28 protein-coding genes, 1 rRNA gene and 1 riboswitch are annotated in these 24,452 nt (G+C 40.9%); of the genes, 26 read left to right on the top strand and 3 right to left on the bottom strand.

All coding sequences use genetic code 11. The annotated features are described in order from the left end of the window. The 6 genes from rrf to AC1D7X_RS22380 all read left to right on the top strand — a co-directional run. A 5S ribosomal RNA gene (gene rrf, locus AC1D7X_RS22405) occupies positions 1-111 on the top strand; the annotation flags it as partial. 305 nt (positions 112-416) lie between these two features. After that, on the top strand, positions 417-1,283 hold the full coding sequence (locus tag AC1D7X_RS22400) for a sugar phosphate isomerase/epimerase family protein (protein WP_495458458.1): 867 nt from the start codon (positions 417-419) through the stop codon (positions 1,281-1,283). A 23-nt stretch (positions 1,284-1,306) separates the two neighbouring features. Then, positions 1,307-2,485 (top strand): Gfo/Idh/MocA family protein, encoded by a 1,179-nt coding sequence (locus AC1D7X_RS22395; protein WP_495458457.1) that lies wholly within the window; start codon positions 1,307-1,309, stop codon positions 2,483-2,485. Between the two features lie 154 nt (positions 2,486-2,639). After that, the gene (locus AC1D7X_RS22390) at positions 2,640-3,731 is read left to right on the top strand and encodes a Gfo/Idh/MocA family protein (RefSeq protein ID WP_495458456.1); all 1,092 of its coding nucleotides are present in this window, start codon (positions 2,640-2,642) and stop codon (positions 3,729-3,731) included. A gap of 157 nt (positions 3,732-3,888) precedes the next feature. Further along, positions 3,889-4,767 carry a helix-turn-helix transcriptional regulator gene (locus tag AC1D7X_RS22385; protein WP_495458455.1) on the top strand — a complete coding sequence of 293 codons (879 nt, stop codon included), beginning with the start codon at positions 3,889-3,891 and terminating at the stop codon, positions 4,765-4,767. Positions 4,768-4,950: 183 nt separating this feature from the next. Further along, positions 4,951-5,367 carry a hypothetical protein gene (locus AC1D7X_RS22380; protein WP_495458454.1) on the top strand — a complete coding sequence of 139 codons (417 nt, stop codon included), beginning with the start codon at positions 4,951-4,953 and terminating at the stop codon, positions 5,365-5,367. A gap of 74 nt (positions 5,368-5,441) precedes the next feature. On the opposite strand, the gene AC1D7X_RS22375 is transcribed toward AC1D7X_RS22380, so the two are convergent. Beyond that, positions 5,442-5,966 carry a hypothetical protein gene (locus AC1D7X_RS22375; protein WP_495458453.1) on the bottom strand — a complete coding sequence of 175 codons (525 nt, stop codon included), beginning with the start codon at positions 5,964-5,966 and terminating at the stop codon, positions 5,442-5,444. Positions 5,967-6,177: 211 nt separating this feature from the next. Between AC1D7X_RS22375 and AC1D7X_RS22370 the strand changes: the two genes are divergently transcribed. Further along, positions 6,178-6,363 carry a sigma factor G inhibitor Gin gene (locus tag AC1D7X_RS22370; RefSeq protein ID WP_495458463.1) on the top strand — a complete coding sequence of 62 codons (186 nt, stop codon included), beginning with the start codon at positions 6,178-6,180 and terminating at the stop codon, positions 6,361-6,363. 31 nt (positions 6,364-6,394) lie between these two features. Here the strand turns inward: AC1D7X_RS22370 and AC1D7X_RS22365 are convergent, their stop codons facing one another. Next, positions 6,395-6,865, bottom strand: a complete 471-nt coding sequence (locus AC1D7X_RS22365) for an Rrf2 family transcriptional regulator (RefSeq protein WP_495458452.1) — start codon at positions 6,863-6,865, stop codon at positions 6,395-6,397. Positions 6,866-7,060: 195 nt separating this feature from the next. Here AC1D7X_RS22365 and AC1D7X_RS22360 point away from each other — a divergent pair, with 195 nt between their 5' ends. The 10 genes from AC1D7X_RS22360 to rsmI all read left to right on the top strand — a co-directional run bounded on the left by AC1D7X_RS22360 (position 7,061) and on the right by rsmI (position 15,304). Further along, entirely contained in the window at positions 7,061-7,690 is a 630-nt protein-coding gene (locus AC1D7X_RS22360) for an NAD(P)-dependent oxidoreductase (RefSeq protein ID WP_495476162.1), read from the top strand. Between the two features lie 327 nt (positions 7,691-8,017). Then, positions 8,018-9,667: an aminotransferase class I/II-fold pyridoxal phosphate-dependent enzyme gene (locus tag AC1D7X_RS22355; RefSeq protein ID WP_495476161.1), complete on the top strand. Its 1,650-nt coding sequence runs from the start codon at positions 8,018-8,020 to the stop codon at positions 9,665-9,667. Next, positions 9,657-10,325 (top strand): dTMP kinase, encoded by a 669-nt coding sequence (gene tmk / locus AC1D7X_RS22350; RefSeq protein ID WP_495458449.1) that lies wholly within the window; start codon positions 9,657-9,659, stop codon positions 10,323-10,325. Before AC1D7X_RS22355 ends, tmk begins: the two co-directional genes overlap by 11 nt. A 135-nt stretch (positions 10,326-10,460) precedes the next feature. Continuing rightward, positions 10,461-10,790 carry a cyclic di-AMP receptor DarA gene (gene darA / locus AC1D7X_RS22345; protein WP_495458448.1) on the top strand — a complete coding sequence of 110 codons (330 nt, stop codon included), beginning with the start codon at positions 10,461-10,463 and terminating at the stop codon, positions 10,788-10,790. Positions 10,791-10,858: 68 nt separating this feature from the next. Then, positions 10,859-11,302 carry a YaaR family protein gene (locus tag AC1D7X_RS22340; protein WP_495458447.1) on the top strand — a complete coding sequence of 148 codons (444 nt, stop codon included), beginning with the start codon at positions 10,859-10,861 and terminating at the stop codon, positions 11,300-11,302. A 44-nt stretch (positions 11,303-11,346) separates the two neighbouring features. Further along, positions 11,347-12,321 carry a DNA polymerase III subunit delta' gene (holB, locus tag AC1D7X_RS22335; protein WP_495458446.1) on the top strand — a complete coding sequence of 325 codons (975 nt, stop codon included), beginning with the start codon at positions 11,347-11,349 and terminating at the stop codon, positions 12,319-12,321. Between the two features lie 61 nt (positions 12,322-12,382). Further along, the gene (locus AC1D7X_RS22330) at positions 12,383-13,183 is read left to right on the top strand and encodes a PSP1 domain-containing protein (protein ID WP_495458445.1); all 801 of its coding nucleotides are present in this window, start codon (positions 12,383-12,385) and stop codon (positions 13,181-13,183) included. 30 nt (positions 13,184-13,213) lie between these two features. Beyond that, positions 13,214-13,573, top strand: coding sequence for a DNA replication initiation control protein YabA (gene yabA, locus AC1D7X_RS22325; RefSeq protein ID WP_495458444.1), 360 nt, complete (start codon positions 13,214-13,216; stop codon positions 13,571-13,573). Positions 13,574-13,651: 78 nt separating this feature from the next. Next, a complete protein-coding gene (locus AC1D7X_RS22320) occupies positions 13,652-14,416 on the top strand; it encodes a tRNA1(Val) (adenine(37)-N6)-methyltransferase (protein WP_495458443.1) in 765 nt (254 codons plus the stop codon). A gap of 3 nt (positions 14,417-14,419) precedes the next feature. After that, positions 14,420-15,304 carry a 16S rRNA (cytidine(1402)-2'-O)-methyltransferase gene (gene rsmI, locus AC1D7X_RS22315; protein ID WP_495458442.1) on the top strand — a complete coding sequence of 295 codons (885 nt, stop codon included), beginning with the start codon at positions 14,420-14,422 and terminating at the stop codon, positions 15,302-15,304. Positions 15,305-15,433: 129 nt separating this feature from the next. On the opposite strand, the gene AC1D7X_RS22310 is transcribed toward rsmI, so the two are convergent. Next, positions 15,434-15,688 (bottom strand): AbrB/MazE/SpoVT family DNA-binding domain-containing protein, encoded by a 255-nt coding sequence (locus tag AC1D7X_RS22310; RefSeq protein WP_429374232.1) that lies wholly within the window; start codon positions 15,686-15,688, stop codon positions 15,434-15,436. A 298-nt stretch (positions 15,689-15,986) separates the two neighbouring features. Here AC1D7X_RS22310 and AC1D7X_RS22305 point away from each other — a divergent pair, with 298 nt between their 5' ends. The 9 genes from AC1D7X_RS22305 (at position 15,987) to ispE (ending at position 24,441) form a co-directional block, all read left to right on the top strand. Beyond that, a complete protein-coding gene (locus tag AC1D7X_RS22305) occupies positions 15,987-17,273 on the top strand; it encodes an HD domain-containing protein (RefSeq protein WP_495458441.1) in 1,287 nt (428 codons plus the stop codon). 41 nt (positions 17,274-17,314) lie between these two features. Further along, complete coding sequence (locus tag AC1D7X_RS22300; RefSeq protein WP_495458440.1) at positions 17,315-18,085, top strand: TatD family hydrolase; 771 nt, start codon at positions 17,315-17,317, stop codon at positions 18,083-18,085. Positions 18,086-18,286: 201 nt separating this feature from the next. Beyond that, positions 18,287-18,504, top strand: a riboswitch (cyclic di-AMP (ydaO/yuaA leader). Positions 18,505-18,776: 272 nt separating this feature from the next. Beyond that, positions 18,777-19,943 carry a resuscitation-promoting factor gene (locus AC1D7X_RS22295; protein ID WP_495458439.1) on the top strand — a complete coding sequence of 389 codons (1,167 nt, stop codon included), beginning with the start codon at positions 18,777-18,779 and terminating at the stop codon, positions 19,941-19,943. 120 nt (positions 19,944-20,063) lie between these two features. After that, positions 20,064-20,606, top strand: coding sequence for a ribonuclease M5 (gene rnmV / locus AC1D7X_RS22290; protein ID WP_495458462.1), 543 nt, complete (start codon positions 20,064-20,066; stop codon positions 20,604-20,606). A gap of 4 nt (positions 20,607-20,610) precedes the next feature. Continuing rightward, positions 20,611-21,495, top strand: coding sequence for a 16S rRNA (adenine(1518)-N(6)/adenine(1519)-N(6))-dimethyltransferase RsmA (gene rsmA, locus AC1D7X_RS22285; protein WP_495458438.1), 885 nt, complete (start codon positions 20,611-20,613; stop codon positions 21,493-21,495). Positions 21,496-21,583: 88 nt separating this feature from the next. Beyond that, positions 21,584-22,480: a sporulation peptidase YabG gene (gene yabG, locus AC1D7X_RS22280; RefSeq protein WP_495458437.1), complete on the top strand. Its 897-nt coding sequence runs from the start codon at positions 21,584-21,586 to the stop codon at positions 22,478-22,480. Positions 22,481-22,744: 264 nt separating this feature from the next. Next, entirely contained in the window at positions 22,745-23,020 is a 276-nt protein-coding gene (gene veg / locus AC1D7X_RS22275) for a biofilm formation stimulator Veg (RefSeq protein WP_495458436.1), read from the top strand. A 162-nt stretch (positions 23,021-23,182) separates the two neighbouring features. Continuing rightward, the gene (locus AC1D7X_RS22270) at positions 23,183-23,365 is read left to right on the top strand and encodes a small, acid-soluble spore protein, alpha/beta type (protein WP_495458435.1); all 183 of its coding nucleotides are present in this window, start codon (positions 23,183-23,185) and stop codon (positions 23,363-23,365) included. 221 nt (positions 23,366-23,586) lie between these two features. Further along, complete coding sequence (gene ispE / locus AC1D7X_RS22265; RefSeq protein WP_495458434.1) at positions 23,587-24,441, top strand: 4-(cytidine 5'-diphospho)-2-C-methyl-D-erythritol kinase; 855 nt, start codon at positions 23,587-23,589, stop codon at positions 24,439-24,441. The last annotated feature ends 11 nt before the right edge of the window (positions 24,442-24,452 follow it).

The raw sequence follows: 24,452 nt of genomic DNA, 5'->3' as shown, positions 1-24,452 counted from the left end.
GGCGATAGCGGAGGGGTTCCACACGTACCCATCCCGAACACGACCGTTAAGTCCTCCAGCGCCGATGGTACTTGGACCGCAGGGTCCTGGGAGAGTAGGACGCCGCCAAGCACAAGAACCACTGTTGATTTCGATCAATGGTGGTTTTTTTTGCGTTTTTTTAAAGATTTAGAATGTGAGACATTAACTACAATTAGGTAATTAATATTTAAATAATTCCTTGTTGCGACGCATTTATTAATTAGAGATGCGATATGTCTAATAGATATGTGATATGAAATTAATGAATATGTTTAATGATTTAACTCTGCGTGTTATCTTTCTTTAATCCTCTTTATCTGCATATTAGGTATGCTAAACTCGTTATGACAGCTGATCCTACATGTGAGCTTGAGTCCAAGGAGATGAACAATGAAATGAAATTATCTGTTTTTACTGTGTCCGTACCGGATTTAACACCACGTGAACTGGGTGCAGCAGCAGCCTCCTCTGGAATAGAGGGAATTGAGTGGCGGTTTAAGGGTATATCAGATGATGCATTAGAGGAATCACCATCTTATTGGCGTCATAATCGGTGTTCCATTGATCCCGAGAAATGGGAAGGGGATATTATAGAATGTGTAGATGTTGCATTAACATATAATTTGAAATCGATTGCCCTCGTACCATATCTAGACTGTAAGGATATATTTGCAACAGAACTAGCCTTTAAGGCTGCTGCTCGCCTAGGTGCGTCTATGGTCAGAGTGGGAGTGCCAGGTTACTATCGAAGTCAGTCGTATCAGGATATATACAAAACAGCCATTCAATATTTATCTCAGGTGCAAGAATACGCTCAACAGTATCAGGTAAAGGCGTTAGTAGAGACACATCACATGACTATTGCTCCTAGTGCGAGCCTAGCCTATCGATTAGTGGAGTCCTTTGATCCTAAACATGTTGGTGTACTTTATGATCCAGGTAATATGGTATTTGAAGGCTATGAGAACTACCGGATGGGGCTTGAACTTTTAGGGCCCTATTTAGCTCATGTACATATGAAGAATGCCATATGGTCCCCAAGGAAGGGAACTAAGCATACGGAGATTGGATATACCCAATGGGAAGGTAAGTGGGCTCCTATGGATCAGGGAATTGTACCGTGGCTCGAAGTTATGCAAGATCTACATGCTGTAGGGTACGATGGATATGTCGGGATAGAGGATTTTAGTGGAATATACGATTCAAAAAATATGCTTCAACATAATGCGGACCTATTTAGGTTGCTACAGAAGCAGTTATAGAGCGAATAATGGAGGGGACTGACTTGGACAAAATAAGAGTAGGAATTATCGGAATAGGAAATATGGGGACATCACATGCTCGGACACTAGCCTCAGGTGCTATCCCCAATGCTATCTTAACAGCTGTTTGTGATATCAAGGTGTCAGCTGAGCAATGGACTCAAGATAACTTACCTGAGTCTGTCCACTGTTGGAGTGATGCTGAACAGATGATGGATTCCGGGACAATAGATGCGATATTAATTGCTACCCCTCATTACAGCCATCCGCAGCTTGCTATTCAGGCTTTTGAACGTGGTCTCCATGTACTCATTGAGAAGCCAGCGGGCGTGTATACTAAACAGGTTCGTGAAATGAATGAAGCAGCTGTAAAGAGTGGTAAAGTATTCAGTATTATGTATAACCAGCGTACCAATCCACTTTATCTGAAGTTAAAGGATATCATTGCTTCAGGAGAGCTTGGAGAAATTCGCCGAACGAACTGGATCATAACCAATTGGTATCGTTCGCAAAGCTATTATGATTCGGGTGGATGGCGTGCTACGTGGAGTGGTGAAGGTGGGGGCGTACTCATTAATCAAGATCCTCATCAGCTTGATCTATGGCAATGGGCTATAGGAATGATGCCAATCAGGGTAAGAGCTTTTTGCTCTTTTGGAAAATATAGAAATATTGAAGTTGAAGATGATGTTACAGCTTATGTTGAATACGCCAATGGGGCTAGTGGAGTCTTTGTAACAACAACAGGTGAAGCACCTGGTACGAATCGGCTAGAAGTGACAGGAGACCGCGGAAAAATTGTGATAGAGGACGGACATATGACATTCTGGCGCTTGAGAGAGCTGGAGAGTGAATTCAATCAGCGTTATAAAGGGGGATTTGGCGAACCCGAACATTGGAAGTGTGATATTCCTATTATGGGTAAAGAGACAGGACATCCTGGGATCATTGAGAATTGGATAGAGGCAATCACAAAGGGCACGGCTCTACTGGCACCTGGGGAGGAAGGAATTAAGGGCTTAAGTCTTTCAAATGCGATGTACTTATCCACATGGTTAGATGACTGGGTTACGTTGCCGATAGATGAAGAGTTATTCCTGGAACAATTACAACAACGAATTAATTCATCCACAGACGAGAAAAAAGGGAATTCGAATAATGATTCTGAAGCTGTGGATATCTCTAAGACGTTTGGTAATTAGAACAGAAGATAGCATAAAGGCTATTTTAACTCACGTACTAAAAAAGGGTACTACTAATAATAGCGTATGTTAAAATTGAACGATTTTAATGAATAGAGCGATTCAGGATTCGGGGGATATATTTTTCTTAGTATGAAAATGAGGAGGAATATCAATGACATCTAAAGATGGGATGTTCTACGCACCTAAAAGTCAGAAGCCACAACCGGTTTGTGGTGTAGGTGAATTCACTATTGCGGCAGTAGCTTTGGATCATGGTCATATTTACGGTATGTGTAACGGATTAATAGAAGCTGGAGCAACGTTAAAGTGGGTCTATGATCCGGATGTTAATAAGGTGAGGGCATTTTGCAAAGCGTTTCCTGATGTAAAGGTAGCCATGACGGAAGATCAGGTATTAGAAGATGATGAAGTGAAATTAGTCGCTAGTGCCGCTATTCCTTCAGAGCGTGGAGCACTAGGGATACGCGTAATGGAGAAAGGTAAAGACTATTTCACAGATAAAGCTCCATTTACGACGTTGGATCAATTAGAAGCAGCGCGTGTTCAAGTAAGTAATACAGGATGCAAGTATATGGTGTATTACAGTGAACGACTACATGTCGAGAGTGCTGTCTATGCGAATCAATTAATCAAGGATGGGGCGATAGGTAGGGTTATTCAAGTGATGGGAACTGGGCCACATCGTTTAAATGCGAAATCTCGTCCTGATTGGTTTTTTAACCACGAGCAATATGGAGGTATTTTATGTGACATTGGTAGTCATCAGATAGAACAGTTTCTTGCTTTTGCGTCTTGCAAGGATGCTAGTGTTTCTTATAGTCAGGTAGGGAATTACAATCATCCGCAATATCCAGAGCTTGAGGACTTCGGCGATGCTATGCTTGTGGGTGATAATGGGGCAACACATTATTTCCGAGTAGATTGGTTTACACCAGAAGGTCTTGGAACCTGGGGAGATGGGCGGACAGTCATTCTAGGAACCGATGGTTATATCGAATTGAGGAAGTATATTGATATAGGAAGAGATCCACAGGGTGATCAAGTGTATTTGGTTAACCATGAAGGGGAACACCATTTTGGAGTCCATGGACAGGTAGGGTATCCCTTTTTCGGGCAGCTAATAAGGGATTGTATGGATCGTACAGAGGTAGCAATGACACAGGAACACGCCTTTAAGGCAGCAGAACTGTGCTTAATTGCGCAAAAGAGGGCCATAATATTACCATCATATTCATTAACATAATGGATCACGAATGCCCAATAACACTGATAAGCCGAGTGCTTACAGTGTTATTTTTTTGAAATGACGAAATTGAATAGAGGTATTAGATCTTCTTAGCCAATGATTCTCCTCAAATGATACAATAGAAGTATGTTTACGAGTTAGGAGGCGGCTTGGTATGCCCTATTCATTACAGTTGAATGAACCATTAAATTTTAATTATCGTTCGGACGAACCTATTTTTGATAATAAAGAGCGAGATAGGTTTCATTCTCATGGCCTCTATGAAGTATATTATTTTCACGAGGGGCACTGTACCTATCTTATTGGTGACCGTGTTTATATTCTTGAGCCTGGTGATTTAATTCTCATGCACGGAATGACCCTACATATGCCGAATCCGTCTCCTGACGTACCTTATATTCGGACGGTCATTCATTTTGAACCATCTATGTTAGAGCAATATTTACAGCGGTCTATGGCCATTACATTAACCCAACCTTTTGAAGAATTACGTAACTGCCGGATTTCTTTATCCCCGTCGCAAAGGCAACAATTTGAAATACTACTTGCGAATATGAATGAAATACATAGGTCGAAGTCGAAATATGATATAGAGAGACTAGTATTGCGGTTAAGTGATTTACTATTTATGATTGCAGGTCTGTGCCAGAACAAGGTGAGAGAAGGACACTTGCGTACTGATAAAGAGAACTATGTACAAAAAATAATTACTTATTTAGAAGAACACTATATGCATGAAGTGGATATGGACCAAATTGCTCAGGAGTTACATTTAAGTAAGCATTATTTAGCTATCCTTTTTAAGGAGATGACTGGAACTACGATCTTTAAGTATCTGTCAGATCGCCGAATTAATCAGGCTAAGTTATTATTCTGGATAGAACCTGAGCGGTCAGTGACGGAGGTAAGCAAGCAATCTGGATTCAAACATCTACCCCACTTCAGTCGTATATTTAAGCAAACGGTAGGCTGTACGCCAGATATGTACCGTTTGAGAATGAGGGAAAAGGCTAGCTCCTCGAACCTAAGGTAATAATGATAGATTGTTGTGATGTAGAGTGGACTGAAAAAGAGTTAACAGTTTTGTTACCGAAGGTTATAGTCTTGCAAGTATAATAATATAGTACAAAATAGGATTAACAGAGTGAGATAGGTTCTACAGAGCAGAAATACGTCACTTTCGTCCTAATCGCGAAAAGAAGTAAGGAGGACATTCATGCGTGGAATAACATGGCTGCGTGCTCTCGTTCTGTTATGTATTGTAATGACCGTTCTAGTCGGGTGTGGGAACTCGGAACCTTTATGGGTATCCTTTGAAGGTGCAGCAAATGAGAAAAGTTTCCCCGTTCCAAAGGAAGCAAATAAGAAAGATCGTTCTGCGGCTAATTCAGAGATGAATGTTATTCATTATTCCTTATCTGGACTTAAGGAAAGCAATGTTTTTCCTGAAGCTTATTTACAAACCATTACAGAGTGGGGTTGGCAAGAGGTTGCAGATGAACAACGTGAGGCTGTTCGCGTGTTCAAAAAGGACAATAAAGTGGTACAGGTTACAGTACATGATGATTTTTTTGTAATTATGGTGCCTAAGGCTACAGATAAATCGGCTATGAGAAGCTTAGATAATAAATAGAAAAGGACCTTTTCCTTAGTGGAAGAAGGTCCTTTTCTTGTTGTAACAACGGATCGTCGTGTTTGATTAAATTGTCACTGTTTATAATAGGAGATATCTTCTGAGTTAAATTTCAACATGCCGTCCTTTTGCGTACGAGGAAGATGGGTGATTGCATATAAACGGGGGATTATAAACCATATATGCCAGAACATTAACCCAAGGACAAATGATAAGGGTGACCAAAAGATAAGAATGGCAAATAGGCAAAATCCTATCCATATGGTGTGTAAATTAACTTTAAGAAATAGTCTATAACTAATATATTGATTAGGCATATAACCCATCCAAGGGAGTTTCATGGAGAATGCCCAACGTTTGCGTAAACGGTATGCTGTAATCAATACAGTTGAGTGAGATATAACATAATGAATCCATACTACAATGGGAAGGGCTAATAAGAAATAGAAGATACTAGTCCAAGAAATAAGAATCATTTCTACAATTGCTGCAAGTATGGGAAGAAGTAAATAAAGCGCGCTCGTTTTCTGGGTAATGGCGACCTTTTTTATAAGTTTGTACTGATAAAGGGTAGCATTAGTCTCCATCTTGTCTGTCATATATTATAACTTTCCCCCTTTGAGGTCATTTATAAGTTATATCGGTTATACTAGAGTTTTTGTAAAGATGTTTTAAGTACAGACACCAAGAAAGATATAGCTGAATACTTATATTAAAACGAACGAGGACCATATAAAGGTTCTATGAAAAGGTTTAAAATAGTAGAAACTGGTTCATACTGATAGGAAAAAGGACAAGGTGGGATGGATGATGGAAGATCATACCGAACACGTCTGTATTATTTGCGGGCAAGGTAAAGAGGAAGGGATAAGTATTTTATCTCAATTTATCTGCGAAGCTTGCGAATCGGAAATGGTGCATACGGATGCGGAGGAAGCGAAGTATCATTATTTTATTCATCAAATGAAGCAAATAAGTATGCAAGTCAATGTATAGTTCATATTTATGAACAAAGGGTAGCTAACATTTATAGCTGCTCTTTTTTTGTTTGTATGGAAGGAGAAGAGATGGGAGAGTCCTGACGTAAAAGATCTGAGACTATTTCTTCTATAGTAATGTTAGCTAACTCATTCTCCATGGCACGTTGTGCTTGAGTGAACCGATGATCAAGTGTATGTTGAATATTTTTGCCAATGGGGCAATTAGGATTGGGCTTATTATGAATCGAGAATAAGGAATCTTGGTGTTCTGATTCAACAGCTAGGTAAACATCTAATAAGGTAATTTGTGAGATGGGTCTAGTGATCACTGCGCCAGCTACACCAGGAGAGGTAATAATAATTCTAGCTTTATTCATCATGCCCATAATGCGGCGTACTACCACTGAATTCGTATTTACACTGCTAGCAATAAACTCAGAGGTTAATTTTTCATTTTTAGATATTTCCAATAAGGATAATATATGAACGGCTACAGAAAGGCGACTGCTGATGGCCATGATGCATTCCTCCACAAACGAAATAGGTATTCTCAATCACAAAATAGGACAAACATAGGATGAATCAGATTTAGTTACATTATAGCATAATGGGATCCAACAGTTATTCCAAGGATGGAGAATTGACATTGAGTCAACCTGTAACTATAATCGTTACAAGTGATGAATAATAAATAACTAAAGGAGTTGTTCCGGTTGAATATTGCAGTGATTGGTGCAAGTGGGCGAATTGGAAGTCGCGTCGTACGAGAAGCCTTAAGTCGAGGTCATGAAGTTACAGCAATTGTACGGAATTCTAATAAGGTTAAAGATTTAGGTGACATTGCTGTGATTGAGAAGGATGTTTTTGAGCTAACGAATGAATTACAAGCATTTGGTGTTGTTGTAAGTGCTTATGGTACGAAACCTGGCGAAGAACATTTACACATAGATGCCAATAAAAAACTAATAGATTTAGCAAGTAAAGCACCTAATACTCGTTTATTGGTTGTTGGTGGTGCAGGAAGTCTATATGTAGATAATCAAGGAACTAGAGTGTTCGACACACCGGAATTCCCCGATATCTATTTACCAACGGCCACAAATCAAGGGAAAGCACTCTCATTATACTTAGCAGATAATATCATTGACTGGACATTTATTAGTCCTGCAGCAGAGATTGAGCCAGGAGAAAGAACGGGTCAGTATCAATCAGGGAAGGATCACCTGCTCGTGAGTAAGGAAGGTAGAAGTTATATTAGTATGGAAGATTATGCAGTCGCTTTATTAGACGAGATTGAACAGCCCAAGCATCGTAAAGAGCGCTTCACAGTGGCGTCCGTATAAACTAAAGATTTCATTATAAGGAATCATCATATATGAGTTGGGTTTGACATGTTTAAAGTTCGTTAGGCTACTAGTGAGTTAACTAAATATAGTGATAGTGGAAAATTCCTATAGTATCGATGTATACTATGGGTTTTTCTGTCTTGAGTTGGGTATTATGAGAATATAGGTATTCCTATGAGATATTCATTAAAACTGAGGTAAGGATAGGCGATATGAATAAATTACGATAAAATAGAGATAGATAGTTTTATATCTAAAATAAATATAACCAAACTGTACAAGTATTACATGAGTTTTAGTGTATTAGATGAGTGAACAGTTAAGGTGACTAAGAAACGGAAAGACTCCGAACTATTAATGAAGCAAGAAAGAGAGTTACTACATCAGTACCATGAATCTGAGGTATCAGGTCGGGAACAAGAGAAAACTCGAGGGAGTCTGTGTGATTTGAATAAGGAAGAGGCACCGCTGTATGAAGCGTTACTTGAATATAAAAGGGCAAAACGAGCCTCATTTCATGTTCCTGGGCACAAAAATGGCCAAGCTTACGCTTCCAGTGGGGGAGCGGGAATACTATCTGAGATGATGGAGATTGATGTTACTGAGATTATAGGAACCGATGATCTTCATCATCCCGAAGGAGTTATTCTTGAGGCACAACAACTGGCGGCGAATTGTTTCGGTGCAGAAGAGAGTTTCTTTCTTGTTGGAGGAAGTACGGTAGGAAACTTAGCCTTGATTCTAACCGTATGTTCTGCCCCAGGTGAGTTATTACTCGTCCAACGTAATGTGCACAAATCGGTATTGCATGGTTTAATGTTGGCTGGAGCGCAGGCTGTATTCTTACAGCCTCAAGTCGATCCTATTAGTGGATTAGCGACAGCCCCTACAGCAGATCAGGTTACCGCAGCATTAGAGAAGTATCCACATACCAAGGGAGTGCTTGTCACCATGCCCAATTATTATGGTATGGGGACGGATATGGCATCGTTGGTAGAAGCATGCCACAGATATGATGTGCCGCTGCTAGTAGATGAGGCCCATGGTGCACATTATGGGCAACATCCATCGCTACCAGCAAGCGCCTTATCCTGTGGAGCAGATGGCGTCGTACAATTGACGCACAAAATGCTGTCGGCACTCACCATGGGCGCTATGCTACATGTGCAGGGCCCACGGCTAGACCGCACGCTGCTACGCCAGCGGCTAGCCATGGTCCAGAGCTCCAGCCCATCATATCCTATGATGGCTTCGCTCGATCTAGCCCGTCGCCTGTTGCACACAGGCGGTGCGGCCATCTTCACGGCGGGGCTCGCCGCCGTGGATGCCTTCAAGCGCGGGCTCGCGGAGCTCCCGCGCTTCGGGCTGCTGCAACCGCAGCAGCCAGCCGGCTTCGCCGCGGCGTATACCTCGCAGGATCCCTTCAAAGCCGTCATTTATGACGGCACAGGGACCCTGAGTGGATATGAGCTTCAGCGCCATTTAGAGGCGCAGGGCTGCATTCCAGAGATGAGCGACGAACGATACGTCGTCTTACTCTTTAGCTTAGGATCCACGATGGAGGATGCTAATCACCTTTTGAGGGCCCTTCAGCATATATCTGTAATAGGGGTAGATACCCACTCAGAAGAGAATACATTGGCCATGAAGAATGCTGTCGAATTTTCCACGTGGAACATTATGAGAAACTCTGTTTCGACACCCATCTCCTTTAATATGAAGCCAGTGTCGTCAGAACAGGTCGAATCAATACCTCTAGAGCAATGTGGAGGGAGGGTAGCAGCCGAGATGATTATTCCGTATCCCCCAGGTATACCATTGTTATATATGGGCGAGAGTATCTCTAAAGATACTCAGGAACGTCTTCTTGTATTATCTCAAGCAGGAGCTAAGTGCCATGCCGCTGCAGACCCCGAATTACACAGTATTATGGTCTTTAAGAAGGACAGAAAGCAGGAAATGCATGAATCTTAAGGGAAAGTTTATTACATTTGAGGGTGGAGATGGATCTGGTAAGACCTCCGTTCTTAGTCAATTAAGTACCTATTTTGAAAGTCGTTCCATACCCCATATGTTTACCCGGGAACCGGGTGGCATTGATATAGCAGAGAAGATTCGTGATGTCATACTAGATACGAAGCATACGAAGATGGATGCACGAACAGAAGCTTTACTGTATGCTGCTGCTCGTCGGCAACATTTAGTGGAAAAGGTAAGACCGTCCCTAGAAGAAGGAATCACGGTTATCTGTGATCGATTTGTCGATAGCAGTCTAGCTTATCAAGGCTACGCACGAGGGTTAGGGATGGAAGAAGTCTGGAGTATTAATCAATTCGCTATTGAGTCTCTTATGCCCGATGTGACATTCTATTTGGACATTAATCCTGAAGTGGGGTTATCACGAATCGCGGCTAGTCAGGAGCGCGAAGTGAATCGACTAGATATGGAAAATATAGATTTTCATCATAAGGTCCGCGAGGGTTACCACATCATTGCGGCACAATACCCGGAGAGAGTGATTACAATTAATGCAGAACAGAGCCTAATTCAAGTCAGAAACGATATTATTTCTAAGATGGAAAAGGGTATTTTAAAGGGTTTTAATGGGTCATTGTCAAATAAGAATAAGTAAGTGATGATATCCGTCATGTTTCGCATTCACATTAAATGGTTCAAAGATGAGAGAAGGTAACTTCACTTAGATCTCTGTTATGGAGTTAAGAAGTATACAGATTAAGAACTCTATTTAGATGAGGAGGAATGCAAGATGAAATTAATCATTGCGATTGTACAAGATAAAGATAGTAACAGACTCTCAGGGGAATTGGTTAAGGCGAACTTTCGTGCAACAAAACTTGCGAGTACAGGAGGATTTCTTCGGGCAGGTAATACAACTTTTATGATTGGGATTGATGATAGTCAGGTTGAGGCTGTTATGAGCGTCATTAATAAGAGTTGTAAGGTTCGAGAGCAATTGGTTACGCCTGTCACTCCAATGAGCGGGACAACAGATTCCTATTTGCCGCTTCCAGTAGAAGTGCAAGTGGGTGGAGCAACCGTATTTGTAATGCCAGTAGAGCGCTTTGAGCATTTCTAGAAAAAGAAGCAATGGTTAACAGCATTAATTGAATCTAATGGGAGTATCATGAAAGCAGGAGATATCCTTTGAAAATAAACCCGGGTTATAGACCTATTAAAAGTGAAGTACCGATTGTAGATAGCGGCGCGAAACCTATTCAACAGAGATCGTTCTCTGATGTTATTCAACAACAGGGACATCAGGCAACACAGGAAGAGCTAGGTCGACGTCTCAAAGAGATCCAAATGCAGGGTGATCGCCTTGCTAGGTCAATGACGATACGTGAGCTAAAGGCCTATCGTGCGATGGTTAAGCGATTCCTTGAAGATACAGTTCGTCGTGGTGTATCGATGAAGGATACCAAAGGCTGGGATCGACGTGGACGTGGAAAACGCTACAAGTTGATAGATGAGGTAGATGCTGCGTTATTAGCCATGGCTGATGAATTATTAGATAGTGAAGAAGGTAAAATAGACCTTTTGCAACAAATGGGCGAAATTCGAGGAATGCTCATTAACTTATGTTTTTAATATGATGGCAACCTTGACAGTATTCACCCAGGAAAAGAGGATTTATGTCTTTTAATGATATTTTAGGCCAGGAAACTGCGAAGCAGATGCTTCAGAATGGTCTACGCAAAGATACTGTTAGTCACGCATACTTATTTAATGGTCCAGCAGGTAGTGGTCAGATGAAGACTGCGCTCGCATTTGCACAAGCATTATTCTGTACGGAGAGTAAAGATGATGCTTGTGGAAATTGTTTGGAATGCCGTAAAGTCGAGCATGGTAATCATCCGGATCTAACTCTAATCAATCCTGACGGAGCTTCCATCAAAATTGACCAGATCCGCGGATTACAGCGGGTCTTTTCCTATCGTTCGGAATCGAAGAATCCGAAGGTATATATTATTGATCAAGCGGATACAATGACGAACCAAGCAGCAAATAGCTTGCTTAAGTTTCTGGAAGAGCCACCAATTCCTGCAGTTGCCATTCTGATTGCAGAGAATGTACAATCCCTACTACCGACGATTCAATCTCGATCTCAACGCGTACCCTTTAGCCCTTTAAGTGAAACCATGATGCTTCAGGTCCTTATTCATGAAGGTTATCCTTCACCGTTAGTTCGCTGTGCGGTGCATCTATCATCTGGATTGGAAGGATGTAGGGAACTTCTTGAGCAGAATTGGTTTGCAGAAATTAGAAACGTAGTGTTACAATTAGGAAAGGAGTCTATGGGCAGAGGCAGCACGTCACTCATTACTGCAGGGACGAAGTTGTTCAAAGCGGGACTCTCAGAGCACCTAGATATTCTCTTTAACCTGTTTCACTTGTGGTTTAAAGATATGCTGCATGTTCAATACGAAAGGCACGAAAGTATCGTTTTCATAGATCAGCTGGAGTATTTGTCATCACAGGCGTATTCACGAAGTTCTGCTCAGTGGATCTCCTATATGGATCTGGCGGCAGAAGGAAAGAAAAAGTTGCGATACAATGTGAATGGACAACTCTGTCTGGAACAGTTTCTAATGGGACTAGAAAGTTAATAGCTGCTAGACTCAGTGCTTCTTTAGGAAACACCAAGATGTGATGGTAGGGGGTTAGTTTTTGTACTGTGTAGTGGGTGTCCGGTTTAAAAAAGCCGGTAAAATCTATTATTTCGATCCATTGGACTTCCCTATTATGAAGGATCATAGCGTTATCGTTGAAACAGCGCGAGGGATCGAATATGGAAAAGTTGTTGTTGGGAAAAAAGAGGTACACGAATCAGATGTGGTCTTACCACTGAAGAAGGTTATTCGTATCGCCAGTGATTCCGACGCTAGCATTGTGGAGGAGAATCAATTGGCAGCAAAAGATGCGTTTGCTACCTGTTTAAATAAAATTCGGGACCACGAACTCAAAATGAAGCTTGTGGACGTAGAATTTACGTTTGACCGAAACAAAATTATTTTTTATTTCACAGCTGAAGGAAGAGTAGATTTCCGAGAGCTTGTTAAAGATCTTGCAAGCATTTTCAGAACAAGAATTGAGCTGAGACAAATTGGCGTAAGAGATGAAGCCAAGATGCTGGGTGGAATTGGCCCATGCGGGCGAATTCTATGTTGTTCATCATGGCTCGGAGATTTCGAGCCAGTATCAATTAAGATGGCAAAAGATCAACGCTTGTCGTTGAATCCGACCAAAATTTCTGGATTATGTGGAAGACTCATGTGTTGCCTCAAGTTTGAGCATGATAACTACGAAAGTGTAAGAGAGGAACTGCCTGCCGTTGGTAAAATGGTGGTCACTGCCTTGGGAGATGGTAAAGTCGTAGGAATTAATGCTAGCAGTCGCAGCGTTCACGTGCAATTGTTCGAATTGGGCAAAGTTAAGGAACTTCCAATGGATGACGTTGTCATCAAGTAGACCAATGAGGTTACTGTTCGGGGTGGAAACATGGAAAAGAAAAATGTATTTCTACGCATGCAGGAAATGGAAGCACAAATGGAACACATGCACAGTGATTTAGGTGAGTTAAAGCTACTTGTTAAAGAACTTCTTGAAGAGAATAATCGACTTATTCTTGAGAATGAGCGGCTTCGGATTATTTTAAAAAGAGAAGCTCAGCTTATGGAAGAAAAAGTTGCATCTGCTACACCGCATCTTCCTCATGAAGTACCAGAAGATGTCGTTGGAGAGGGATATGATAACCTTGCAAGGTTGTATCACGAAGGCTTCCATATTTGTAATGTCTATTATGGGCATTTACGAACAGAAGGCGACTGCCTTTTCTGTCTGTCATTCTTGAATAAATAGCACAAACAAGCCGTAGGAGAAATTGCCTACGGTTTTTTTGAAGCATGGAGCATAATAATTGATGTAAGGATTGGGTATATGAGTATAGATGAAGTTATTCTACAGCCATCAGAACGCCTTGATGATCTATTAACACATGATCTACGGATTATTCAGAGTGATGAAGTATTCAGTTTTTCGATGGATGCCGTTCTGTTAGCCCGTTTCGCAAGCGTTCCGCCAAAAGGACGTATATTAGATTTATGTACCGGGAATGGGGTTATTCCTCTATTGTTAAGTTCCCGAACCCAAGCTTCTATAGAAGGTATTGAAATTCAACCAAGATTGGCTAATATGGCTCGTCGCAGCGTACAACTTAATGGATTAGACGATTCCATTGTAATCAGAGAAGGAGATCTACGTGAGCTATATAAGGAAACGGGCCATGGTGTATATGATGCAATTACAGTGAACCCACCTTATATGCCGATGAATGGCAGCGATATTAAGCTAAATGAACATCAAGCGATAGCCCGTCATGAGATTCATTGTACGCTTGAGGAGGTCATACAAGCTTGCTCTCGTCTAGTGCGAACAGGTGGAAAAGTGAATATGGTGCATAAACCTCAGCGATTGGGTGAACTAATTACATTAATGAGGGAGAATAGACTGGAACCGAAGCGAATTCGTTTTGTTCATTCTCGTGCACATTCCGAGGCTAACATGGTATTAATTGAGGCATTACGAGATGGGAAGCCAGAAGTTCGAATTCTCCCTCCACTGATTGTTTATAATGAGCAAAATGACTATTGCCAGGAGCTAATAGATATTTACTATGGATCAAATGAGATCAAAAGAGGGTGACATATGAGTGTACACAAGCAAAGTAGCTTTCAAGGGGAAGATTCACGGACGTGTGGTGCATTATACCTTGTAGGCACACCGATAGGTAATTTAGAGGACATCACGTTTCGTGCGATTAGAATATTAAAAGAATGCGATATTATTGCAGCTGAAGATACACGTCAGACACGAAAATTATTAACTCATTTTGAAATAACACCACAATTATTCTTTAGTTATCATGAGCACAATAAGGCCGCGAGTGGCCCTGAATTAATTCGGTATATAATAGAAGGAAAAAATTTAGCCTTGGTCAGTGATGCAGGTCTTCCGGCCATTTCTGACCCAGGATCAGACCTGGTGAAGTTAGCCATTGCTGAAGGAATTCCGGTCATTCCTATTCCGGGGGCTAATGCTGCACTATCGGCATTAATTGTATCTGGATTATCTACGGAGCGGTTCACTTTTGCTGGATTCCTACCTCGTGACCGCAAGGATATTCAGATGGTGCTGTCTTCTCTCCAGTATGGACAAGGAACCTTGTTATTCTATGAGTCTCCACACCGTATTGTAAAGACATTGGGATACCTTCTAGATGGACTAGGTAATCGTCAGGTCGTTCTTGCTCGTGAATTGACTAAGAGGTATGAAGAGATTGTTCGGGGTAGTATTGAGGATTGCTTGGTATGGTTAGATGAACATTCACCTATTGGAGAATATGTCATCGTTGTAGAAGGTGCCAGTCAGGAAGAAGAGAAGACACAGAGAGAAGCATGGTGGCAGGAGTTATCTATAGAGGAACATGTGAATCATTACGAAAAAATGGGCGATTCAAAAAAAGATGCGATGAAAAAAACAGCTAATGATCGTGGCGTTTCTAAGCGGGATATTTATAATTCATTGCTTTAAAATCATGTTATAGAAATAAACAAAAAAAATGTCTTCCATAAGCTTTGAGTCAAAGCTAGGAAGACATTAAGGAGATATGAAAAAGGTTTGAATTACTAAATTAATTATTTCTATTATAACCTATTTTTATTAAATTGTCACAGGTACAGGAATTTCGGAAATACATTCGTTGCAAACAATTTTACCTTTGAAATATATTACGTTTTCTGCATTACCACAGAAGATACAAGCTGGTTCATACTTCTTAAGCATGATACGCTCTCCATCAACGTAGATTTCTAAAGCGTCTTTTTCTCCTATACCTAGAGTACGACGCAATTCAATCGGAATAACAACCCGTCCAAGTTCATCTACTTTTCTTACAATTCCTGTTGATTTCATCATAATTATATTTGCTCCTCTCAATTGCTCATCCTAAATGTCACGATTCGACAACATTCTTGTTTTAATGATATTACAATACCAACCTTTCCCAAATTAGTCAACCTATAAATTTTAATAAATTGACGTTGAAATATTGAAAAAGTGTTGATATATAAGATAAAAGGGTTAAGATAAGGGTATTAAATGATTACATCAGTTGTCGATTTAACCATTCATAAATGAACAAAATAGTACATAGTTCGACATTGTTCAACGTTTCCTTTAAATGATGTATCCCACAAAGGAGTGGCAAAATGTTATGATGTGTCCTCTAAATGAAGAAAAGGTATTCAAAGATCCAGTTCATAATTACATTTATGTGCAAGATGTGACAATCTGGCGGTTGATTAATACGCCTGAGTTTCAACGACTACGCCGTATACGTCAATTGGGAACATCCTTTTTCACTTTTCATGGAGCTGAACACAGTCGTTTCTCACATTCATTAGGAGTCTATGAAATTACAAGGCAAATCATTTCATCATTTGAGAGAAATGAATATACAGAATGGCCTAAAGAGGAGAAATTACTAACCCTTTGCGCTGCTTTGCTACATGATGTTGGACATGGTCCCTTTTCCCACTCTATAGAAGAAGCCTTCGATATGAATCATGAGGATTGGACATGTCGCATCGTTCTAGGTGATACAGAAATAAATAATATTCTATTTGAGGTAGATCCTGAGTTACCGACAAAGGTTGCTTCAGTCATTGCAAAAACTTATGATAAACCCATTGTAGTAAATCTCATATCTAGTCCACTTGATGCTGACCGAATGGATTATCTGCTTCGTGACGCATACTATACTGGAGTAAATTACGGTACGATTGATATCGATCGGATTATCAGAATGCTGAGACCCCATCATGAACGAATCGTGGTGAAGGAATCTGGAATGCATGCTGTTGAAGATTATCTTATGTCAAGATACCAAATGTACTGGCAAGTGTATTTTCATCCCGTGACAAGAAGTTCAGAAATTGTATTACGTTTAATCATTCGACGTGCAAAAGAATTATATAATAATGGATATAAATTTGAGTTTATGATGAAGCCATTGATATACTTATTTGAAGATAAATTGAATGTTGAGCAATATTTGAAATTAGATGAGGCTCTCATTCTGACTGTATTTATGCAGTGGGTGACGGAGCAGGATCCTATACTAAGTGAGCTCTGTGAACGATTCATGCATCGTAGACTGTATAAATATGTAGAATTAGATTCGGATAATAATGACATGATTCAAGAGATTCGACAGGCATTTATACAAGCAGGTTTAGATCCGAATTATGACTTTGTTATTGATTTCCCAAGTGATCTTCCCTACGATATATTTCATCCTAGTGATGGAGTGAGTCAGAAACATATTTTATTGTTGGATCGACAAGAAAAATTAAAAGAAATTTCTGAAGTGTCAGAAATTGTAAGATCTATTAGTGGTCTACATCGCGGTAAATGTCACCTATATTATCCTGAACAGAAGTTGAAGGCGGCTTTATCGCTATTTTCTCCTTCTATTGCCCATATTTTTGAAGATTATTGATAAAAGGCTTGAGTTTGTCCAGATTAAGAGGGGGTTATACCATGATGTTGTTCGACACACATACTCATCTTGACGCACCGCAATTCGACGAGGACCGCGAAGAGGTTATTGCACGTGCAGTTAAAAATGGCGTAGGTAAAATGATAAATGTTGGCTTTAATCGGGAGACAATCCCGACGACAATGGCACTAGCTGAGAAATATGATTTTATCTATGCTGCTGTAGGATGGCATCCACAAGATGCCATTACGATGAAAGAAGGGGATCTGGAATGGATCGCGTCCCTGTGTAAACATGAGAAAGTTGTAGCCATTGGTGAAATTGGACTTGATTATTATTGGGATACCTCACCTAAAGATATTCAACAACAAGTACTACGCCAGCAAATTGGACTTGCTCGTGAGATTAACATGCCTATTGTCATTCATAATAGAGATGCACATGAAGATGTGGTAAGAATTTTACGAGAGGAAAAAGCACACGAGGTTGGTGGGGTGATGCACTCCTACTCAGGCAGTTGGGAAACGGCAAAAATGTGTCTTGATATGGGATTTCATTTATCATTTGGTGGGCCCATCACATTTAAAAATGCGAAGCAACCAAAAGAGGTATTAGCCCAGGTTCCAATGGATCGATTATTGATCGAAACAGACTCCCCATATCTTACTCCCCATCCTTATCGTGGGAAGAGAAATGAGTCTGCTCATGTTAGGTTAGTGGCAGAAGCGGCTGCTCAGATTAAAGGGGTTGACATTGAAGAATTAGCCCAAATAACTACCCAAAATGCACTGTCACTATTTGGGATTTGTTAAAAACGAGAGGAAATGTAGCAAAAGAGGAAGAATAAGCGACTAATACTTGTTTTATGATGATATAAAGCGATAATATTACAATATTTTAACTATTTATTCGTATTTTTGTGGTTGATTAGTGCTTTACAACTTGCATGAAAACACGATATTATCTTTTCAGTGATAAGAGTAGATCGTTTTTTGATTGCTTATTATTTTCCTGAACCAGTCTCGCTAAATCTCCAATTGTGTGGAGAACGGGGGAACCAATACGAGCAGAAAAACTGATGAAATATCAGGTGGATGACGTATTTGATTTCTTTTATTGGATCTTTGGGGTGAATTCAAGGGCATCCGCCATGAGCGGTAGACCTAAGATCGGGCGGCTCTCTTTCGTCCAAACCCGACAGCTAACCTCGTAAGCGTTATGAAGAGAGGCAACCTCGTGTATGCAAATTCCGTCTATTCATGATCGGGAAGCCACGAAAGAGTTCCTCTAACTCTTTCTTATGGCTTCTTTTATTTTTGAATAAAGACAATATTGTCATCATACTCTTGTTTAACAGGGGGTGACAATCATCACGAGCAGACTGGTACAGGATGCAGGATACACTTGTGGTTAAGTATCCTGTAAAAATTTAAAATAGTCACGTCAATCGCAGATTACATATATGGTTACATAGACGGCGAGGCTATGAAGGAGGATCGGAAAGTGGGCATTTTGAATGAAGAAACCCATGATTCATCATCATCCAGCATGACTTACGCAACGCGTTGGAAGCATGAATATGTACGTAATATTTCTGTTGTAGCTATTGTTTTAATTGCAATTACCCTGATGGCTCTTTTATTAATCAGCATTCAAACGCGTAAACAAGTATATGTGTCGGTAGACGGTCAGGTTAAAGCCATTGAGACAAATCATACGTTGTTGCGAGAAATGCTTGAGGAAGAAGCCATCATACTAGGACCCAAAGATAAGGTGTCCATGGCATTGAACGGTACAATTAAAGATGGGGATAAGGTTCAAATTCAACGGGCAAGTAAAATTAATGTTACCGTTGATGGTAAATCCCATCCCATACTTACAACGCAGGGTTCGGTGAAAGAGGCTATTCGGGAAATGGGTGTTTCTCTCAACGAATCGGATAAGGTATTTCCTGCACTGACAACTAAAGTTACCAATCAATTGGATATCAAGGTTGTCCGGATTAACAAACAGATTGTAGATCGCGTAGAGGAAGTCCCCTTTCAGGTGATCAAGACTTCAGACCCTACGATTCTAAAAGGAAATGTTAAGGTGGTTCAAAATGGACAGCCAGGTGCCATTGTCCATCATGTCGAGAAGATATTTCAAGATGGTCAGTTTGTCTCGATGAAGGTAGTTGGTAAAGAAGTGCGGAGTACCAGGCAAGATAAGGTTATTGCTGTAGGTACAAAGGTAGAAGCACCTAAGCCAGTCGTAATAGCATCCCCAAAAGTAGTTAAGAAAGAAACCAGCAAGAAGAGCCCTGTTACAAAGGTGAGTCAGAATAACAAGACTAGTAAGGCTGGAGTCGATTTCACATATAAGAAAGTCCTTAAGAATGTTTCTATGACTGCCTATTCTTCTGAAGAACCAGGAATAGGTACGAAGACAGCTTCGGGTACACGCGTTACAGAAGGGCGCACCATTGCGGTTGACCCTAAAGTTATCCCTATTGGGTGGTGGGTGTATATTGAAGGTATTGGCTTCCGTCGTGCAGAAGATACAGGCGGCGCTATAAAAGGGAACAAAATTGACGTGTATTATGATTCCTTACAGAATGCACGTAATTTCGGAAGAAAGTCCGGAAAAACGGTATATGTGATTGGACCGATCAAGCCGGAATTGAACTAAACACGTTTTACAATGGTGTTATAATGCTATACTATTAGGGTCATATGGATGTCATGTTAAAGAAGAGGATAACTCCTCTTCTTTTTGTTGTTATACTGGATTTTGAAGGGAAGAATCATCATGATTAAAGAAATCATTGTCGTGGAAGGTCGCGATGATACTACGGCCATTAAGAGGGCTGTAGAAGCGGACACAATCGAAACAGGCGGTTCAGCAATTAATGCACGTACGATACGGCGTATTGCCCTAGCACAAGAACGTAGAGGTGTTATTATATTTACCGATCCTGATCACGCCGGTGAGCGGATTCGCAAAATTATTGCATCTCGTGTGCAGGGATGTAAGCATGCGTTCATTCCCGAGGTTGATGCCACGCGTAAAGGTGATATTGGTGTAGAGAATGCATCGCCAGAAGCGATCCGTCATGCATTAGCACGGGTTCATACGTCCTATGAAGGGGTGGAGAGCCTGATAGACCTGGAGGACCTTGTACAAGCAGGTCTGATGGTGCACCCTGATGCAGCTGCTCGTAGAATGGCTATGGGTAACATTCTTGGAATTGGGTATTGTAACGGCAAGCAGTTCCTGAAGCGTCTCGCTATATTTCAAATTACGCGTGATGAATTCGTGAGTGCCCTCGCCCAAATTGAAGAGGGAGGTTAAGAATATGAATGAGTTAGACAATATTGCTACACCAAGGCGAACGAAGGATATCATCAGACGTCATGGTTTTTCTTTTAAGAAGAGTCTAGGTCAGAACTTTCTGATTGATCAGAATATTTTAGACAAAATTGTGGATGCAGCTGAGTTGGATCCCACAAAAGGGGCTCTAGAGATTGGCCCAGGGATCGGTGCACTTACTGAGAGGTTGGCACAAACAGCAGGTACGGTAACAGCAGTGGAGATTGACAGACGTCTTATTCCAATATTAGAAGAAGTGTTGGAGCCTTATGAACATGTTCAGGTAGAACAAGCGGATGTACTCGAAGTAGACTTGCCTGATTTGTTTGAGCGGAACTTTAAAGATGTATCTAAGGTCAGCGTAGTAGCTAATCTACCCTATTACGTTACGACACCTATCTTGATGAAACTTCTGGAAGGTAAACTCCCACTTGAGCATATTGTTGTCATGATTCAAAAAGAAGTTGCTATACGTATGGCAGCCTCACCAGGAAGCAAGGATTACGGTAGCCTTAGCATTGCTGTTCAATATTATAGTGAACCAAAGTTGATCTGTACTGTGCCGAACACTGTGTTTATACCCCAACCGAATGTGGATTCTGCCGTCATTCGTCTTACGGTTCGGGAACACCCACCGGTGGATGCAAAGGATGAACTGCATTTCTTTGATGTGGTACATTCATCATTTGCCCAGCGTCGGAAAACTATTTCTAATAACCTGAAGAGCCGATTCTCTCCAACAGGAGGGCGCGAACGTATTGATTCCTTGTTGATCCAAGCAGGTATCGAGCCTTCCCGTCGTGGTGAAACACTCAGTCTTCAGGAATTTGCAACGCTTAGTAATATATTGCTTGAGGCTGGTATTGTATAAGGAATTTAACAAGTTTCAGTGATAAATATGCCGAAAACATGAACCAATAGGGGTGACTGCCCATACCATGGGGTAGGGGTGATGTCTGATGAATTTGGGAGATTTGGTGGTCCGTCAATCGTATGGCGGTGATATTGCATTTCGTATTGAAGATATACAGCAGGATTATGCCATCCTGAAGGGGACGGATTTCCGACTGTTGGCGGATTCCCCCATTAGAGACTTGTTGAAGGTTCCCTATGCACCCGTGAGCGAGAAAACGCAACGTGCCCAAGTGAAGGCGAATGAGTCTTTATCGTCTCTTCAACGCCACCGTGAAGAACAATCTGCTCGAAATCTTTCTCAGACGGGTGGAGATTGGGGCCAAACGAAGGAACCTACCTTCTTCGAAGTACCTGGTAAAGTTCTACATTTGGATGGTGATCCAAATTATCTAAAAAAAAGCCTTCAGGCCTATGAACAACTTCGTGTCCCGGCGGAAGGACACTATGTCAGAGAATCAGGTATGGCGGATGCCCTATATAGACTCCTACCAAAGGTCCAACCAGATATTTTGGTCATTACGGGCCATGATGGCGTATTGAAATATAGGAGAAATCAGGATCTCTATAGTCTGAACAGTTACAAAAATTCACAAAATTTCGTAAATGCTATTCAAGTAGCGCGTCAGTACGATCGCCATTTAGATTCGCTTACGATTATTGCAGGCGCTTGTCAGTCCCACTTTGAAGCATTACTCCAGTCAGGAGCGAACTTTGCTAGTTCACCAGCACGTATTCTAATTCATGCTCTGGACCCAGTGTACGTAGCTGCAAAAGCCTCATTCACGTCGATTAAAGAGATTATCAATATGAATGATGTCCTAGGAAATACGATTAGTGGTACTGAAGGTGTAGGCGGGATTGAATCCCGGGGAAGCTATCGTATAGGTCTACCACGCTTGTATGATCTATCTACGCTTAAAGTAACGCCAGCAGCAATTTAGTCTTTTCAGAACTCTGTTGAAATTAAATAACGACGTACTACACGGTTTAAGACATACAGTAGTTGTCAAAAAAAGAAATAAACCCCGAACAGTCTCCTTAAATTTGGGGTTTATTTGCTGAATTTAGGCGGTTTTTGCAAGTGTTTGTAGGTTCAAAAAAAATTCGTTGACAAGATAATTTTAGTGCTGATATAATTAATGTTTTAAGTTGACAACCTACGAATTATCCGTTATAATGGACAAGGAAAGAGGTGGTCGTTAGACATGGCTAAAAACGCACTGTTAGATATCAAGCACAGTCTCGATGCTCATGTAGGTCAAAAAATTATGTTACGAGCTAATGGTGGTCGAAGAAAGACTGTTGAGCGAACTGGTGTTTTGGAAGAAACGTACCCTTCTGTTTTTATTGTGAAACTAGATCAAGAACAACAAACTTTTAAACGTGTTTCATACAGTTACGCAGATATTCTTACTGCTTCGGTAGAAGTTACAATTTGCGAGGATAACAGTGAAATGCAGCTTGAGTATATTAAAGCGTAAATTTATTTATAAAGATGAGGCAGTCCTCTTGGAGGATTGCCTTTTTGTTATATTTTGAATTAGAAGAGGTATGTGATCTGCAAAAGGGCTGATGAATGAGAAGTGATCACCCGCGTTATACTAACAGCGACATTTATTTCAATTCATTGAGGGGGATTATACGTGAGCCGTAAAAGACGTAGTGTAATGTCAGATGAACTCAAAAATGAACTTGCAAAGGATTTAGGATTCTATGATACTGTCCAGAAAGATGGATGGGGAGGCATTAGAGCGAAGGATGCAGGAAATATGGTCAAAAGAGCAATTGAATTAGCGGAAAAAGCAGCAGCTAGAAATCCAGATTAGTCAATTTTAAAGCGGAGGTCATCCCCTAGAGGGTTGACCTTCGCTTTTTATATTTCTGAATGATGATACAAAAATCCTGAAAAAGGGATAAACTATTTGAATCTTGGTTAAAGAAAGGTATGATCATCATAATTCAGCATAATCGTAAATGACTTGAATGAGACAGTTTGGTATAATGTGTGAAGTTATTATGAGCGAAAAGGTAAGGGTGGGTGAACGCCTTGAAGATTTATGAGAAAGCACCAGCTAAAATCAATCTAATGCTGGATGTATTACATAAGCGTCCTGATGGTTATCATGAAGTAGAGATGGTAATGACGATGGTTGATTTAGCAGACCGTTTAGAAATGGTGGAATTACCTAGGGATACAATTATTATATCGAGCCAAGCGGGATATATTCCGCTGGATGAGAAGAATCTCGCCTTCCAAGCTGCGAGATTAATTAAGGATCGTTATGATGTAAGAAAAGGCGTTCATATTCATTTAGACAAGAAGATTCCTGTGGCTGCAGGTCTGGCTGGCGGAAGTAGCGATGCAGCAGCTACACTCAGAGGTCTGAATCGACTATGGGGGCTTGATATACCGGTACAAGACTTACAGCGACTAGGTGCGGAACTAGGATCTGATGTACCTTTCTGTGTGACTGGGGGGACAGCCCTTGCTACAGGTAGAGGAGAACTGTTAACACCTATCCCTAATCCGCCGCAATGTTGGGTTATTTTGGCTAAGCCTCCTATCAATGTATCTACACAGGAAGTATATACGCGACTAAAAAGCACTCAGATTAAACAACATCCATCTGCTTCCAACATGATTGCTGCAATTGAGTCGGGGGGATTCCATGAAGTCTGTGGCCAACTTGGGAACGTTCTAGAAGATGTTACATTGAAGTTGCACCCTGAAGTTCAACAATTAAAAGAAGCCATGATGAGGTTGGGTGTAGATGGAACGTTAATGTCTGGTAGTGGTCCTACGGTATTTGGCTTAGTATCTAAGGAATCAAAAGTGCCAAGAATATATAACGGTCTGCGGGGTTTCTGCCGCGAAGTTTACGCTGTGCGACTGTTGACCTAAAAGGATAGACT

This window comes from Paenibacillus sp. Y568, assembly GCF_059445545.1.
Note: the sequence above shows the minus strand (reverse complement) of the source record. Positions and strands in the feature narration are given on the sequence as shown.

What these genes read in the sequence shown, in the direction of transcription:
- AC1D7X_RS22400 (WP_495458458.1), top strand. Translation starts at nt 417, where the DNA reads ATGAAATTATCTGTTTTTACTGTGTCCGTACCGGATTTAACACCACGT.
- AC1D7X_RS22390 (WP_495458456.1), top strand. Translation starts at nt 2,640, where the DNA reads ATGACATCTAAAGATGGGATGTTCTACGCACCTAAAAGTCAGAAGCCA.
- AC1D7X_RS22385 (WP_495458455.1), top strand. Translation starts at nt 3,889, where the DNA reads ATGCCCTATTCATTACAGTTGAATGAACCATTAAATTTTAATTATCGT.
- AC1D7X_RS22380 (WP_495458454.1), top strand. Translation starts at nt 4,951, where the DNA reads ATGCGTGGAATAACATGGCTGCGTGCTCTCGTTCTGTTATGTATTGTA.
- AC1D7X_RS22375 (WP_495458453.1), bottom strand. Translation starts at nt 5,966, where the DNA reads ATGACAGACAAGATGGAGACTAATGCTACCCTTTATCAGTACAAACTT.
- AC1D7X_RS22370 (WP_495458463.1), top strand. Translation starts at nt 6,178, where the DNA reads ATGGAAGATCATACCGAACACGTCTGTATTATTTGCGGGCAAGGTAAA.
- AC1D7X_RS22365 (WP_495458452.1), bottom strand. Translation starts at nt 6,865, where the DNA reads ATGGCCATCAGCAGTCGCCTTTCTGTAGCCGTTCATATATTATCCTTA.
- tmk (WP_495458449.1), top strand. Translation starts at nt 9,657, where the DNA reads ATGAATCTTAAGGGAAAGTTTATTACATTTGAGGGTGGAGATGGATCT.
- darA (WP_495458448.1), top strand. Translation starts at nt 10,461, where the DNA reads ATGAAATTAATCATTGCGATTGTACAAGATAAAGATAGTAACAGACTC.
- holB (WP_495458446.1), top strand. Translation starts at nt 11,347, where the DNA reads ATGTCTTTTAATGATATTTTAGGCCAGGAAACTGCGAAGCAGATGCTT.
- yabA (WP_495458444.1), top strand. Translation starts at nt 13,214, where the DNA reads ATGGAAAAGAAAAATGTATTTCTACGCATGCAGGAAATGGAAGCACAA.
- AC1D7X_RS22320 (WP_495458443.1), top strand. Translation starts at nt 13,652, where the DNA reads ATGAGTATAGATGAAGTTATTCTACAGCCATCAGAACGCCTTGATGAT.
- rsmI (WP_495458442.1), top strand. Translation starts at nt 14,420, where the DNA reads ATGAGTGTACACAAGCAAAGTAGCTTTCAAGGGGAAGATTCACGGACG.
- AC1D7X_RS22310 (WP_429374232.1), bottom strand. Translation starts at nt 15,688, where the DNA reads ATGATGAAATCAACAGGAATTGTAAGAAAAGTAGATGAACTTGGACGG.
- AC1D7X_RS22305 (WP_495458441.1), top strand. Translation starts at nt 15,987, where the DNA reads ATGATGTGTCCTCTAAATGAAGAAAAGGTATTCAAAGATCCAGTTCAT.
- AC1D7X_RS22300 (WP_495458440.1), top strand. Translation starts at nt 17,315, where the DNA reads ATGATGTTGTTCGACACACATACTCATCTTGACGCACCGCAATTCGAC.
- rnmV (WP_495458462.1), top strand. Translation starts at nt 20,064, where the DNA reads ATGATTAAAGAAATCATTGTCGTGGAAGGTCGCGATGATACTACGGCC.
- rsmA (WP_495458438.1), top strand. Translation starts at nt 20,611, where the DNA reads ATGAATGAGTTAGACAATATTGCTACACCAAGGCGAACGAAGGATATC.
- yabG (WP_495458437.1), top strand. Translation starts at nt 21,584, where the DNA reads ATGAATTTGGGAGATTTGGTGGTCCGTCAATCGTATGGCGGTGATATT.
- veg (WP_495458436.1), top strand. Translation starts at nt 22,745, where the DNA reads ATGGCTAAAAACGCACTGTTAGATATCAAGCACAGTCTCGATGCTCAT.